The organism is Stenotrophomonas sp. GD04024, from assembly GCF_029837545.1.
Classification (GTDB): domain Bacteria; phylum Pseudomonadota; class Gammaproteobacteria; order Xanthomonadales; family Xanthomonadaceae; genus Stenotrophomonas; species Stenotrophomonas forensis.
On record NZ_JAOEDV010000004.1, the window covers coordinates 86,347 to 100,661 of the forward strand.

The window sequence follows — 14,315 nt, forward strand, 5'->3', positions numbered from 1 at the left end:
ACTACAGAACGCTTCCCCATCAAGGCATGGCCATGGAATTCAGGGTATTACCCGCCGGGGCACCGGAACGGCAGCAGTTGGCGCAGTGGTATCACGCGCAATGGGGCCGCGACGCCGGCCTGTCTCTGGAACAGGAACTGCAACGGCTCAACCCAGTGCAGGATGCCGACGGCTTCCCGCATCTGATCGCCGCCTTCGATGGCGGCCAGTTGGTCGGCGCAGTGCAGCTCAAACGCCGCGAGATGCAGGCCTTCCCGCAGTACGAGCACTGGCTGGGGAGTGTGTTCGTGGCCGAAAGCCATCGTGGTCGCGGGTTGGCCAGCGGTTTGGTTGAACAGGCTGTGACGCAGGCCGCGCAGATGGGGGTTTGCGAGCTGTACCTGCAGACCGAGGCCCTGGATGGTGGCCTGTATTCGCGGCTGGGTTGGATGCCCCTGCAGGAAGCCGACAACCGCAACTATCGCGTACTGGTGATGGTGCGGACGCTGTCTTCATGAGCATGCACGCGGCGCGCCATTCCAGTTCCGCACTGATCTTCCTGGTCACGGCCATCGTTGCTGCGCTGGTGTCCATGCCCCTGCTGCGCGCAGTGGGCATGGTGCTATGGCCGGTGTTCGTCATTGCCTGGTTGATCAACCTGGGCGCGGCCTGGCATCTGGCGCAATGGGCGCGCCAGCAGGGACGCTCGGCCTGGGCGTTCGGCTTGCCGGCGGCGCTCGGCACCGTTGCCTCGATCGTGGTCTTCGTGCTGCTGGCGGTGTTGGGGCCGAAGCCCCCGGTGCGCTGAACCTTCGCGGCTCTCGTCGACAGCATGCCTCGGCACTAAAGTTTCCACGCGGAGCGCCGGCACGGGGGCCGGCGCTCGATCACCTCACAACGTCACCTTGCGCCGGTTGTCACTGCTCACCCGGTCGATCAGCTTGTTGTACGGGTCGAAGCCCGCCTCATCCGGCTTCCCGTCCACGGTCACGGTGATTTTCGGCGCGGCGCCGGTGATGTGGTGGCGCTGCAGGTACAGCACTTTCTGGTCGCGTTCCTTGCCCGAAGGCCCGTTGGCGAACACGCCGATCTCGACCCAGTCATCCATCGTGCCGTCGCTTTCCTTGCCCCTGCCATCGGCGTACTGCTTGGCCGCGTGCAGGTCCAGGGTCACGTCGTAGCGACCGTCATCGCGCTTGCGCGCACTGGCGGCCATCACCCGGTTGTCGTAGAAACTGATTTTCTCGAACAGGTCGGTGACCAGCTGCTGGCGGTCGGCCGGGGTCTCGGCACGGATGTAGCCCAGCAGTTCGCGCGAGGTGGTGTAGGGCGGCTGCTGGAACCCCTTGTCCTGCAGGAAACGCTTCAACGCGCGGTTCAGGGCCTGCTCGCCGATTTCCTCGCGCAGCCGGTAGAACACCAGCGAACCCTTCTGGTAATGGATGTACTGCTGGTTCTCCACGCGCTCCAGCGGCTGCTCTTCGATGGCTTCGCCACCACGCCCGGACAGGTAGCCATCCAGTTCGCGCTTGAGGAACTGGCGCATCTGCTGGCGGCCGTACTCCTGCTCCATCACCATCAGCGCCGAGTACTGCGACAGCGATTCGGAAAGGACCGTTGCGCCCTGCACGTTGGCACCGATCACCTGGTGCGCCCACCACTGGTGGGCGATCTCGTGCGCGGTGACGTAGAACACGTAGTCCACCTTGTCCGGATCACGCAGGTCGGCGATGAAGCCGATGGCCTCGGAGTAGGGGATGGTGTTGGCGAACGACTGCGCGAAGCGGGCATAGCCCGGGAACTCGATGATGCGTACCTGGCGGTGCTGGTAGGGCGTGAAGTTGGCCTCGTAGTAGGCCAGCGATTTCTGCACCGCTTCGATCATCCGGTCCACGTTGTAGCCGTGCGCCGGGTCGAAGTAGACCTCCACCGGGATGTCCTTGTACGTTGCCTTGCGCACCTCCCAGCGTGCCGACAGGTAGGCATAGAAGTTCAGCATCGGCCGGTCCATGGCATAGCTGAAGCAGCGCCGGCCGTTCACTGAGGTCTCATGCTTCAGGTAGCCCGGCGACAGCGCGATCTGGTCCGGCGCGGTGCAGACCGTGGTACGGAAGTCGAGCCAGTCGGCATCATTGGAGATGTAGGTGTTGGCACGTGCGGCTTGGTCTTCCAGCCTGGGCATGCGCCGCGGTTCGCCGAGGTCGCGTTTGCGGCGCTCGTTGCGATCGCTGATCTCGGCACCTTCGTTGTAACCGAACGAGGGCAGTACGCGGCTGTTGAAGAAAGTTCCGTTGTCGACGATGTTGCTCGGCGCCTGGCCGGCAGTGATGCCGTTGGGTTTCTGCACCACCCGGAAGTGGACGTTGCGGCTTTCACCCGGTTGCAGTGGCGTGGCCAGACGGTAGATGCGGTAGCCAAGATCGGCGTCGTGCATCGACAAGGTCTGCCCACCCAGGTCAACCGCGACCAGCTGCTTGTCATCGCCCATCGAGACATGCACGTCCTGGATCGGCACGGCATGCGTGTTGCGCACCGTCCAGTTCGCATCGATCACCATCGACTGCGATTCCGGGAACAGGTCCACGCGGTTGTCCACCGCCACGATGCGCGGCTGCGGCAGGTTCCGGTACTTCGACAGTTCACGCTCATAGCGCGCCTGCAGATCCAGCTGCTGGTCGGGCGATATGAATTCGTTGCGGATGTTGGTGCTCCAGTACAGCCAGCCGCCCACGCCGATGAAGGCCAGCGCCGCCAGCCCGGCAAGCGCGCCGGTGGGGCCGCGCAGGCGACGACCGGCCAAGGCCAGGCGCTGACGCAGGCCCTGGCTGACGCCGCGCACCCAGAACGCAGAGGCCAGGCACATCAGGGTCAGCAGGAACAGTGCCCAGTAGCCCTGGAACGCCAGCTGGCCGGTCAGGAAGTGGCCGTAGCCATTCATGTCCGAATAAGGGGCGATCGGCCAGCTGCCGAAGTTGTAGATGTTCTGCGTGTAGTCGAGCATGCCCAGCACGCCCTGGCCGATCATCACCACGATCAGCAGCGCGTAGCCGACGAACTTGTTGTTGGTCAGTACCTGGAGCACCAGCGCCAGGCCTCCCATCAGGATGTAGACCACCGAATCCAGCGCCAGGCTGCGCAGGTACAGCAATGGCTCCAGATGGGTGTAGCCCTTGGCCAGCTGCACGCCCATCGCGGCCAGTGCGCCGGCTGCCTGGAAGCAGATGATCACCGCCAGCAGCGCAGTGAACTTGGCCAGCAGCGGCACCCAGTTCGGCACCGGCATGGCATCGGTCACTTCGTTGATGCGCGCACTGCGTTCCTTCCAGACCAGTTCGCCGGCGAAGAACAGCACGATGATCACCAGCAGCCAGCTGAAGGCACCCTGCAGGCCCATGATCATCTGCGAGGTGACCGGCCAGATCGAGGTGCCGTACAGGGTTTGCCGGAACAGCGCACTGGGCAGGAAGTTGGCCAGGCCCAGCACCAGCAGCACGATGAACGGCACGCTGCGCAGCACGCCGCCCGTGTCGAAACGCACCTGGCGCAGGAACTGTTGCCAGGCCGTGGTCGCGGTGAATGCCGGAACCACGCGTGGCAGGTCCGCGCGGGCGGGACGGACCGCGACGGCATCCGCAGCGGGCAGGGTAGGCTTGCGGCCCCATCGACGGCGGCCGCTGCCGCTGCGCTCGGTGCGGAACAGGGCAAACGTGGCGGCAAACAGCAGCGCGGCCACGCCCAGCCACAGCGCGCGGTTGGCCAGCAGGTAGCCAGCCAGTTCCGGAATGCCGCTGTTGCGTTCAGCGGTGGACCAGTAGCGGATGGTGCGGCCCAGCGCGCGCATGCCCAACGGCTCGCTCAGCACCGCGATCCACGTATTGTCGATGTCTCGCAGCAGGGCGGCGCTGGCGCCGAACAGCACCAGGTAGGCGACCAGGCCGATGTACACCCACAGGATCGAGCGGGTCAGTGCCGCCAGCAGTGAAAGCAGTGCGGTGGTGAACAGCAGGTTGGGAATGACGATGACCGCGAAGGTCCAGGCATAGCCCCGCCAGCTGATCGGCCCCATGCGCTCGGGATCGACCCAGGGCATGAACGGTGCCAGCCACAGGCCGAACGCGATCACGACGTAGACCAGCAACCCCGCAGCCAGCGCTGCCGCGATGCGGCCGGCCAGGTAGTCGCGACGCTTCACCGGGCTGGCGAAGATCAGTTCGGCGGTGCCGAGTTCGAAGTCACGCAGCAGCGCGTTGCTGACGAACAGGGCGGTGACCAGCATGCCGAGCAGGGTGAAGATGCCCAGCATCTGCGCGATCACCGTCGGCGCATTGCTGTGCACGTTGCCGGTGCCACCCCCTATCTGTACGGCATCGCTGGAGGCGGCGGCGAAGGCGAGCAGGGCGAACAGCCCGGCCAGCAGCCACAGCAGCGGAGAACGCAGCTGCTCGCGCAGCTCGAACCGGAAGAAGTTGAGGATCATGGCGCGCTCCGCTCAGGCCGCCGCGCGGGCACGGGCCTGCAGGCGCAGGCGCTGGAAGTACACGTCCTCGAGGTCGGGCGCCACCGCCGCGAAGCCGTCGCCGGGGTCGTTGGCGCTGTGCACGTGGATCACCGGGCGGCCACCCACCAGTCGCGTGGACAGCACCACGTAGCGCGCCTCATGGTCGGCCAGTTCCGAAGGATCGACCTGCTTGCGCCAGACCTGGTGCTGCAGCGCGTCGATCGCTTCGGCCGGGCGCCCGGTCAACAGCACCTGGCCCTTGTTCATGATCGCCATCGTCGGGCACAGGTCAGTCACGTCCTCGACGATGTGGGTGGACAGGATCACCGCCACGTTCTCGCCGATCGCCGCCAGCAGGTTGAGGAATCGGTTGCGCTCCTCCGGGTCGAGGCCGGCGGTGGGTTCATCGACGATCACCAGCCGCGGGTCGCCCAGCAGCGCCTGGGCAATGCCGAAGCGCTGGCGCATGCCGCCGGAGAACGTGCCGAGCTTGCGCTTGCGCGCATCCCACAGGTTCACCTGCTGCAGCAGCCCATCGACCACTTCGCGGCGCTGCGCACGCTGGGTCAGCCCCTTGAGTACGGCGAAATGCTCCAGCAGGTCCAGCGCGCTGACCTTTGGATACACGCCAAAATCCTGCGGCAGGTAGCCCAGCCGGCGGCGCACGGCGTCCTTGTCGCGCAGCACGTCGATCGGCGCTTCGCCGGGGATGCTGAGCGTGGCCGTGCCACTGTCGGCCTCCTGCAGGGTGGACAGTGTGCGCATCAGCGAGGACTTGCCCGCGCCGTTCGGGCCGAGCAGGCCGAACATGCCGCGCGGGATGTCCAGGCTGACGTTGTTGAGTGCGTGCACGCCGTTGGCGTACGTCTTGGACAGCGAATCGATCTTCAGCATGCGACGTACACCTTTCCCTGGGCGATGTCTGCGCGTTATCCGCGCATCCGCGTCCGTGCGCATCCGCCGTTGGTCATGGGGGGGGAATCCGGCTGTCGCGCGTTGGCAGGGCCAGTGGCCCTTCGCTGCCTACCCGCGCTGCGACGAATCGCGCACCACCAGCTTCACCGGGATGCTCTGGCTGTCCACCGGCTGCCGGCCGATCAGTGCCAGCAGGCGCTCCACCAGCAGCTGGCCGGCCTGCTTGGTGTCCTGCTGCACGGTGGTCAGCGCCGGCGACACCGAAGCCGCCAGCGGAATGTCGTCGAAGCCGGTGACCGCCACGTCCTGCGGCACCCGCAGCCCGGCCTCGCGCAGGGCCCGCATCGCACCGATGGCGATCAGGTCGCTGGCCGCGCAGATCGCGTCGATCGGTTCGCCGCGCGCCAGCAGCGCCTGGCAGGCCTGCTGGCCGGAAGCCTCGGTGGTGATGGCATCGTGCTGCAGCGCTGGCTCGGCGCTCAGGCCGCGCTCCTGCAGCGCCGCCACATGGCCGCGGTAGCGCTCCTGGAATTCGGGGTAATGGCTGGAGGCATGGCCGAGGAAGGCGATCCGGCGGCAGCCCTGCTGCAGCAGGTGGGTGGTGATGTCGTGCCCGCCCTGGAAGTTGTCGCTGCCGATCGACACGCCGGGCTGGCCGGGCAGGGCGGCGCCCCAGCGCACGAAGTGCGTACCCTGTTCGACCAGCCGCTGCAGGCGGTCGCGCGATTCGTGGTAGTCGCCGTAGCCCAGCAGGATGATGCCGTCGGCCTTGTTGCTGTCTTCGTAATCGGCCTGCCAATCGGTGGAGAGCTGCTGGAACGAGACCAACAGGTCCTGCCCGTGCAGGGCGCAGGCGCGGGTGATCGAGCCCAGCATCGAATGGAAGAACGGGTTGATCAGCGAATCGTCGTTGGTCGGGTCCTCGAAGAACAGCAGGGCCAGGGTGCCGGCATTGCGCAGGCGCAGGCTGGAGGCGTTCTTGTCGACCTTGTAGTTCAGCTCGCGGGCGATGCGCAGGATGCGCTCGCGGGTCTCGGCGTTGACCATCGGGCTGCCACGCAGGGCCCGCGACACGGTGGGCTGGGAGACCCCGGCCAGGTGGGCGATGTCCAGGGAGGTGGCTTTGCCTTTGATGATCATGGGGCTCGGAAGGGGCCGGGTGGAAGGTGCCTGGGCATGATGCCATGCGGTGGCTGCCGGCAGTCCTGGCCGGTCCAGGTTGTGGACACCACCAGGGTCGTGAGACGTTCAACGCCACAACCTGGAGGAGCCAGCGGGTGACCTTTCGCCTGTACCCGGATGTCCCGGACGATTTCGAGGCGCAGATCCGCATCCTTGCGCCAAGGGAGGGTGGGCGTCGCAGCCCGGCCCGGAACGGTATCCGCTGGGACTTCGCCTACGCCGATGACGTCGGGACACCCGAGCTGTTCATGATCTGGCCCGACTTCCGGCACGCTGAGGGCGACAGCTGGGCGACCGAGCTGCCGCTGCCGGTGGGAGAGTCCCTGTTGGCCGGCCTGACCGTGGTCAATGAGGTGCTGAGGGTGGGGCTGCACCGGGAGCGTATCCGGCCGGGCGTGCGCTTCCACTGCCATGAAGGGCCCAAGGTGGTGGCGGTGGGGGAGGTTACGCGGGTCACCGGCCTGCTGCTGGATCGCCCCCTGCTTCGTTGAGGCCGGTTCCGACCCGTATCGGCCGGATTCCCGACGGGCCGGGGGCGAAGGGAATGGTAAGATGCCTCGTTCCGATATCCCCCATTCGCAACCGTGGGAGGTCCAGCGTATCGGCACCCCGTCGGGTGTGCTATCACTGACCCAGCCCCGGACAACGGAAGAATCCATCTATGGCGCGCGGCATCAACAAAGTCATCCTGGTCGGCAATCTCGGCAACGACCCGGACGTGAAGTACACCCAGGGCGGCATGGCGATCACCCGCATCAGCCTGGCCACCACCAGCGTCCGCAAGGACAAGGATGGCAACCAGCAGGAGCGCACCGAATGGCACCGCGTGGTGTTCTTCGGCAAGCTTGGCGAGATCGCCGGCGAGTACCTGCGCAAGGGCAGCTCGGTCTACGTCGAAGGCAGCCTGCGTTACGACAAGTACACCGGCCAGGACGGCGTGGAGAAGTACTCCACCGATATCATCGCCGATGAAATGCAGATGCTGGGCGGCCGTGGTGAAGGCGGCGGCGGTGGCGGTGGCGGCAACTACGGCGGCGATCGCCCGCAGCGCCAGCAGGCGCCGCGCCAGGAGTACGGCGGCGGTGGCGGTGGCCAGCGCGGCGGCCAGGGCGGTGGCTATGGCAACCAGGGCGGCAACCAGGGCGGCGGCTACGGCAACCAGGGGGGCAACCAGCGTCCGCAGCCGCAGCAGGCTCCGCCGATGGACGACTTCGCCGACGACGATATTCCCTTCTGATCGGGTGCTCGCCTGCAGCAGAAAAGAAAGCCCCGCCATGCGGGGCTTTTCTTTTTTCGAGAGTCCTTCGCGGTTGTGCCGCGCAGCATTGAATTTCTTGCAGCGCAACTTGCAAACCGGCAATTTCCTCCCCTATGGTGCAATCGATTGCATTGCTGTGAATCGTTGCGTTTGATACCGGTTGGGAGGCCGGAAGGTGGATGTCCATCCATTCGATCAGACCGGCCCCGGCGACGGGCGTCACGCGGCGCGATGCGCTGCGCATGGCGGTTGCCGGGAGCATCGCCCTCGGCACCGCAGGTGTACTGCCTGCATTCGCCGCTACTGCACCGCTCAAGGGCCACCTGAAGCATTCCGTCGCGCGCTGGACCTTCCCGCAGTTGTCGGTGGCCCAGCTCTGCAGCACGGTGAAGGACATCGGCTTCGCCGCCATCGACCTGGTCGGCCCGGAGGACTGGCCGACGCTGAAGGCCCATGACGTGTACAGCTCGATGTGCAACGGCGCAGAGCTGGGCCTGACCCAGGGCTTTGCCGGCCGCCAGTTCCACGATCAACTGGTGGAGCGCTACACGCGGCACATCGATCTGGTCGCCGATGCCGGCTATCGCAATCTCATCTGCTTCTCCGGCAACCGCAACGGCATGGACCCGCAGGACGGCATGGCCAATGCCGAGGCCGGCCTCAAGCGCATCCTCGGCCATGCCGAGAAGCGCGGCGTGGTGCTGGTGATGGAGCTGCTGAATTCCAGGGTCGATCATCACGACTACCTGTGCGACCACTCCGCCTGGGGTGTGGAGCTGTGCCAGCGGCTTGGCTCGGACAACTTCGGCCTGCTCTACGACATCTACCACATGCAGATCATGGAGGGCGACATCATCGCCACCATCGGCAGGCATCACGCCTGCTTCAAGCATTACCACACCGCAGGCGTGCCTGGCCGGCACGAGATCGGAGACCAGCAGGAACTCCACTATCCGGCCATCTGCCGCGCGATCCGCGATACCGGTTTCGAGGGCTATCTGGCGCAGGAATTCATGCCTGCGGCGCCAGATCCCATCAACTCTCTGCGTGAGGCGATCCGCCTCTGCGACGTCTGAAACGATATCCACCCAGGTGAGAAACCCATGGCAGATAATCACTACGACGCCATCGTTGTTGGCTCGGGAATCAGTGGCGGTTGGGCGGCGAAGGAGCTGACCGAGAAGGGACTGAAGGTCCTGATGCTGGAACGCGGTCGCAACATCGAGCACGTCAAGGACTATGTGAACGCGATGAAGGAAGCGTGGGACTTCCCGCATCGCAACCGGCCCACCCAGGCGATGAGGGCCGACTTTCCTGTGCTGATGCGCGACTACGGCCTGGCCGAAAACCTGGAAGGGATGTGGGCCAACGAACAGGACTCGCCCTACATCGAGACCCAGCGCTTCGACTGGTTTCGTGGCTATCACGTCGGTGGCCGCTCATTGCTGTGGGGGCGGCAGAGCTATCGCTTCTCCGATCTGGATTTCGAGGCGAACCTGAAGGACGGCATCGCCACCGACTGGCCGATCCGCTACGCCGACATCGCGCCGTGGTACGACCATGTGGAGAAGTTCGCCGGCATCGCCGGCACGCGCGAAGGCCTGGACGTGTTGCCGGACGGCGAATTCCTGCCGCCGATCCCGTTGAACATCGTCGAGAAGGACGTGGCCGCACGGATCAAGAAAGCCTTCGGCGGCACCCGCCACATGATCCACTCGCGCACCGCCAACATCACCAAGCCGATGCCCGAGCAGGGTCGCGTCAACTGCCAGTACCGCAACAAGTGCATCCTGGGTTGTCCTTTCGGTGCCTATTTCTCGACCCAGGCGGCGACGCTGCCGGCGGCGATGAAGACCGGCAACCTGACGCTGCGGCCGTTCTCGATCGTCAAGGAAGTGCTCTACGACAAGGATCGCAAGCGTGCGCGCGGCGTGGAAGTCATCGATGCCGAGACCGGCCAGACCTACCAGTACACCGCCAAGGTGATCTTCCTCAACGCCTCCTCCTTCAACTCGACCTGGCTGCTGATGAACTCGGCCACCGATGTATGGGAGGGCGGCCTGGGTTCCTCGTCCGGCGAGCTGGGGCATAACGTGATGGACCATCATTTCGGAGCGGGTGCTTCCGGCCGCGTCGAGGGCTACGAAGACAAGTACTACTTCGGCCGTCGACCCTGCGGTTTCTATATTCCGCGGTTCCGTAACGTTGCCGCCGACAAGCGCGGTTACCTGCGCGGGTTCGGCTACCAGGGCGGCGCCAGCCGCACAGGCTGGTCGCGCGAGATCGCCGAGTTGAACATCGGTGCCGACCTGAAGGACGCGCTGACCGTGCCCGGTGACTGGCGCATCGGCATGACCGGGTTCGGTGAAATGCTGCCGCACCACGACAATACGATCCGCCTGGACCGCGAGCGCAAGGACAAGTGGGGACTGCCGGTGCTGGCGATGGACGTTGCCATGCGCGCCAATGAACTGGCGATGCGCAAGGACATGGCCGCCGATGCCGCCGAGATGCTGGAGGCGGCCGGGGTCAAGGACGTGAAGATGCACGACAACGACTACGCGCCGGGCAAGGGCATCCATGAAATGGGAACCGCGCGCATGGGCCGTGATCGGAAGAGCTCGGTATTGAACCAGCACAACCAGGTGTGGGATGCACCCAACGTCTATGTCACCGACGGTGCCTGCATGACCTCCAGCGCGTGCGTGAATCCGTCGCTGACCTACATGGCGCTGACAGCCCGCGCCGCCGACCATGCCGTGCGCGAACTGAAAGCGGGGAACCTCTGATGGATCGTCGCGAACTGCTGAAGATGATCGTTGCTGCCACGGGTGCGGCCATGGTCGGTCTGCCGGCGCTGGTACAGGGCAAGGCACCGGCTGCCGGGGCGATGCCTGCCTTCTCCGACGCCGATATCGCCTTGCTGGACGAGATCGCCGAGACCATCCTGCCACGGACGAAAACACCGGGAGCGAAGGATGCCGGTGCGGGTCCGTTCATGGCGACCTTCGTTGCCGACTGCTACACCGCCCGGCAGCAGGCGACGTTCCGCGCCGGCCTCTCCGACATCGACGCGCGCTCCGGTGGCCGCTTCGCATCGCTCACGCCAGACGCCCGTAACACGCTGCTGCGCACGCTGGATGCAGAAGCAAAGGCACGCACGGCCGAGGTGACCGAGACGGGCACTCCGGAAGAGGGCGAGGCGATGCCGCATTACTTCACGATGCTCAAGCAGCTGGCCATCTTCGGCTTCTTCACTTCGAAGGTGGGCGCGACTGAAGTGCTGCACTACGTTGCGGTACCGGGTCGCTACGATGGCGACCTGGCCTATGTTGCCGGCACGCCTGCATGGGGGACCAGCTGATGGAGCGCTGCATGATGATCAAGCCGCTGCTGATCGCGGCCGGTGTACTGGCCGCCGGTTCCGTGTTCGCACAGGAGGGCGCCGACCCTGCGCGCGATCCGAAGAAGACCGAGGTGTGGACGCCGGTGCCTGCAACCGTGGCCACGCCGCCAGGCAAGGCGCCGTCCGACGCCATCGTATTGTTCGATGGCAAGGATGTCTCGGCCTGGGAGTCCGAGCAGGGTGGGCGCGTGCCCTGGAAGGTTGCTGATGGCGCGATGACTGTCGTGCCCGGCAGCAAAGGCATTCGCACAAGGCAACGCTTCTGCGATGTCCAGCTGCATGTCGAATGGCGCACCCCAACCGACACGAAGGGTTTCGACGGGCAGAACCGCGGCAACAGCGGCATCTTCCTGCAGGAGCTGTATGAGCTGCAGGTGCTGGACAGCTACAACAATCCGACCTATGCCAACGGCCAGGCGGGCTCGATCTACAAGCAGGCCATGCCGCTGGTGAATGCCTCGCGCGCGCCGGGCCAGTGGCAGGCCTACGACATCCTCTGGAAGGCACCGCGCTTCTCGGCGGGCGGAGGGCTGGTGTCGCCCGCGCGCATCACGGTGCTGCACAACGGCGTGCTGGTGCAGGACGACACCGTGCTGGCGGGAAAGACCGAGTACATCGGTGCACCTTCCTATGCGCCACACGCGTGCGCACCGCTCTATCTGCAGGAACATGATTCCAGGGTCAGCTACCGCAACATCTGGGTGCGCGAACTGTAGTGGCATACGGCCGGCGTGGTCGCCGGCCGCTTACTTCGCCAGGTAGCTGGCGATGTCGTTGATCTCCTGCTGCGAGAGCTGGGAGAAGGGCGGCATCAGCCCACCGCCCTTGCTGATCTTTTCCTTGATCTGCGCCGGTGCCATGCGCTTGCCGATGTCGGTGAGCGCCGGGAAGGCGCCCGGCATGCCCGCACGATCGGCGCCGTGGCAGGCCACGCAGTTCGCGGTGTAGAGCTTTGCACCCGCAGCCGGGTCGTCCTTGCACCAGGCGGACGTTGCGGAGCCCAGCCCGCCCAGGGCCACGGCCATTGCCAGGATCATTTTCATGTGGGGCTCCTTCATGCGTCAGGGCTGCGCACGGGCGGGCGCATTGACGGTCAGATGTTCACGCAGGTAGTCCGCGCCGGTCTGGATGACCTTGGCCGGATCGCGCGGTTGGTCATGTTCGACGATGTACCAGTGCACGCCAGCGGCCGCTGCGGCCGGCAGGATCGCGTTCCAGTCCAGCACGCCCTGGCCGACCGCGGCGAATCCGCCCTCGTCTTCGGCCTGGCCCTTGGGGGCATTGTCCTTGGCGTGAACCGCGAAGACATGCCCGCGGAACCTGCCCAGCATCACCGCAGGGTCCAGGCCTGCACGCGCGACCCAGGCCAGGTCCAGCTCGGTCTGCAGGTCGGGACCGGCGGCGGCGAACAGCAGTTCCAGTCCCGTCCTGCCGTTGAAGTCGACCAGCTCGAAGTCGTGGTTGTGGTAGGCCAGGTACATGCCCTTGGCCCGCACCTGTTTGGCGATGCGGCCCAGTTCCTGGCCCAGTGCGGTCCAGCCTGCGGCATCGGCCGGCCGGTCCTTCTGGTCCAGGTAGGGCACCACCAGCGTGCTGTTGCCGATCGCGCGGTTGAAGGTCACTACGCCGTCCAGGTTGTTGCGCAGCTCGGCCAATGGCACGTGCGACGAAATGGCCCTGATCGAATAGCGGTCCAGCAGCTGCTTGAGGTCCGCCGCGCTGGTGTTCTGCGTGCCGACCGTTTCCACCGCATGCACGCCCGCGTCGTGGACGATCTTCAACTGCTGCTCGAGCGAGCCGGCGTTGCGCAGGGTGTACATCTGCACCGCGATCGGCTTCTGCGTGCTTGCCACTTCGCCCGCGAAGGCGGGCAGGGCAGCGAGCAGCAGCAGGACGAGGCCTGCGGTTCTACGGACAGGGGCTTTCATCAAGAGATCCTCCCGGGTTTCAAGCGATGGTGGTCCAGGCGCGTGTCCTGGCCGATGTGATGACACGGTCGACGATCAGCGCCGAGCGCAGGCCATCGTCGAAGGTAGGCAGCCCCTCGGGCCGCTCGCCGTTGATGGCGCGATAGGTGTCGGCGACAAAGGCCTCGAAGCACTGGGCGTAACCCTGTGCGTGCCCGGCCGGCAACACCGACAACCGGCGCTGTTCGGCACTGCCGGCTCCCGGCCCACGCACGAAGGTCTCTTCGCGCTGGTCGGGCCACCCGATCCACAGCCGCTCGGCATCTTCCTGGTTGAACGCCACGCTGGCCCGGGCGCCATCGATCTCGAACCAGAGACGATTGCGGCGTCCGGCAGAGACCTGGCTGACGGTCAGTGATGCCAGCGTGCCGTTGCCGGTGCGGAACATCGACGCCGCCACGTCCTCGCTGGCGACCGCCTGCATCGCACCGCCGGCTGCCGGGGTGCTGAAACTCTGCGCGCCGGAGGCGCTGCGCTCGGCGATCACCGTGTCGAACGCCGCGCTGACCTCGGCGAAGCGCTCGCCGCTGACCCATTCCACCAGGTCACACCAGTGCGAACCGATGTCGGCGAACACGCGCGAGGTGCCGCCCAGTGCGGGATCGACGCGCCAGTTGTTGCTGGCCGGGTCCAGCAGCCAGTCCTGCAGGTAGCTGCCATGGATGAGGTGTAGTGGCCCGATGTCGCCTGCGGCGATACGCGCGCGCGCCTCGCGCACCACCGGGTGGTAGCGGTAGACGAAGGGAACCGTGGCCACCAGCCCGCTCGAGCTGGCCAGTGCGGCCAGCGCCTGCGCGTCGTCCAGCGTGGTTGCCAGCGGCTTCTCGCAGACCACGTGCTTGCCGGCCCGCAGTGCAGCTTCGGCCATGGCCCGATGCAGGTGGTTGGGCGTGCAGACGTGCACGACCTGCACCTGCGGGTCGGCCACCACCTCCTCGATATCGCGATAGCCGCGCGGGACACCCCACGCCTGCGCTACCTCGGCGGCGCGCTGCGCGGAAGAGGCGGCCACGCCACGGATGTCGGCACCGGCCAGCAAGGCGGCGCGACGATGCACGGCCGCGATCATGCCGGTACCGATGATGGCGATTCCAGGCTTGGGCATCGGCT

14 protein-coding genes are annotated in these 14,315 nt (G+C 66.1%); 8 read left to right on the top strand and 6 right to left on the bottom strand.

Annotated features, from left to right (window positions below):
• Window positions 1-32 precede the first annotated feature (32 nt).
• Together N7590_RS02330 and N7590_RS02335 are read left to right on the top strand one after the other, a co-directional pair.
• Window positions 33-497, top strand: a complete 465-nt coding sequence (locus N7590_RS02330) for a GNAT family N-acetyltransferase (RefSeq protein ID WP_053508353.1) — start codon at window positions 33-35, stop codon at window positions 495-497.
• Window positions 494-787, top strand: a complete 294-nt coding sequence (locus tag N7590_RS02335; protein WP_164241580.1) for a hypothetical protein — start codon at window positions 494-496, stop codon at window positions 785-787. The genes N7590_RS02330 and N7590_RS02335 overlap by 4 nt, the downstream gene beginning before the upstream one ends.
• An 84-nt stretch (window positions 788-871) precedes the next feature.
• Here the strand turns inward: N7590_RS02335 and N7590_RS02340 are convergent, their stop codons facing one another.
• From N7590_RS02340 to N7590_RS02350, 3 genes are all read right to left on the bottom strand, one after another.
• Window positions 872-4,456 carry an ABC transporter permease subunit gene (locus tag N7590_RS02340; protein WP_164241579.1) on the bottom strand — a complete coding sequence of 1,195 codons (3,585 nt, stop codon included), beginning with the start codon at window positions 4,454-4,456 and terminating at the stop codon, window positions 872-874.
• A 12-nt stretch (window positions 4,457-4,468) separates the two neighbouring features.
• On the bottom strand, window positions 4,469-5,371 hold the full coding sequence (locus N7590_RS02345) for an ABC transporter ATP-binding protein (protein ID WP_049458910.1): 903 nt from the start codon (window positions 5,369-5,371) through the stop codon (window positions 4,469-4,471).
• Window positions 5,372-5,500: 129 nt separating this feature from the next.
• Window positions 5,501-6,532 carry a LacI family DNA-binding transcriptional regulator gene (locus tag N7590_RS02350; protein ID WP_053449060.1) on the bottom strand — a complete coding sequence of 344 codons (1,032 nt, stop codon included), beginning with the start codon at window positions 6,530-6,532 and terminating at the stop codon, window positions 5,501-5,503.
• A gap of 137 nt (window positions 6,533-6,669) precedes the next feature.
• Between N7590_RS02350 and N7590_RS02355 the strand changes: the two genes are divergently transcribed.
• The 6 genes from N7590_RS02355 to N7590_RS02380 all read left to right on the top strand — a co-directional run bounded on the left by N7590_RS02355 (window position 6,670) and on the right by N7590_RS02380 (window position 11,954).
• The gene (locus N7590_RS02355) at window positions 6,670-7,065 is read left to right on the top strand and encodes a hypothetical protein (protein WP_164241578.1); all 396 of its coding nucleotides are present in this window, start codon (window positions 6,670-6,672) and stop codon (window positions 7,063-7,065) included.
• A gap of 170 nt (window positions 7,066-7,235) precedes the next feature.
• Complete coding sequence (locus tag N7590_RS02360) at window positions 7,236-7,811, top strand: single-stranded DNA-binding protein (protein WP_006423759.1); 576 nt, start codon at window positions 7,236-7,238, stop codon at window positions 7,809-7,811.
• A 200-nt stretch (window positions 7,812-8,011) separates the two neighbouring features.
• A complete protein-coding gene (locus tag N7590_RS02365) occupies window positions 8,012-8,908 on the top strand; it encodes a TIM barrel protein (protein ID WP_164241577.1) in 897 nt (298 codons plus the stop codon).
• 27 nt (window positions 8,909-8,935) lie between these two features.
• On the top strand, window positions 8,936-10,621 hold the full coding sequence (locus tag N7590_RS02370; RefSeq protein ID WP_164241576.1) for a GMC family oxidoreductase: 1,686 nt from the start codon (window positions 8,936-8,938) through the stop codon (window positions 10,619-10,621).
• Entirely contained in the window at window positions 10,621-11,196 is a 576-nt protein-coding gene (locus N7590_RS02375; RefSeq protein ID WP_053449063.1) for a gluconate 2-dehydrogenase subunit 3 family protein, read from the top strand. Before N7590_RS02370 ends, N7590_RS02375 begins: the two co-directional genes overlap by 1 nt.
• Entirely contained in the window at window positions 11,181-11,954 is a 774-nt protein-coding gene (locus N7590_RS02380; RefSeq protein ID WP_164241575.1) for a DUF1080 domain-containing protein, read from the top strand. The genes N7590_RS02375 and N7590_RS02380 overlap by 16 nt, the downstream gene beginning before the upstream one ends.
• A gap of 30 nt (window positions 11,955-11,984) precedes the next feature.
• Here the strand turns inward: N7590_RS02380 and N7590_RS02385 are convergent, their stop codons facing one another.
• From N7590_RS02385 to N7590_RS02395, 3 genes are read right to left on the bottom strand one after another with little or no spacing between them, the layout of a single operon-like run.
• The gene (locus N7590_RS02385; protein ID WP_164241574.1) at window positions 11,985-12,281 is read right to left on the bottom strand and encodes a cytochrome c; all 297 of its coding nucleotides are present in this window, start codon (window positions 12,279-12,281) and stop codon (window positions 11,985-11,987) included.
• 18 nt (window positions 12,282-12,299) lie between these two features.
• Window positions 12,300-13,166: a sugar phosphate isomerase/epimerase gene (locus N7590_RS02390; RefSeq protein ID WP_164241573.1), complete on the bottom strand. Its 867-nt coding sequence runs from the start codon at window positions 13,164-13,166 to the stop codon at window positions 12,300-12,302.
• A gap of 19 nt (window positions 13,167-13,185) precedes the next feature.
• A complete protein-coding gene (locus N7590_RS02395; protein ID WP_164241572.1) occupies window positions 13,186-14,310 on the bottom strand; it encodes a Gfo/Idh/MocA family oxidoreductase in 1,125 nt (374 codons plus the stop codon).
• Window positions 14,311-14,315: the final 5 nt, after the last annotated feature.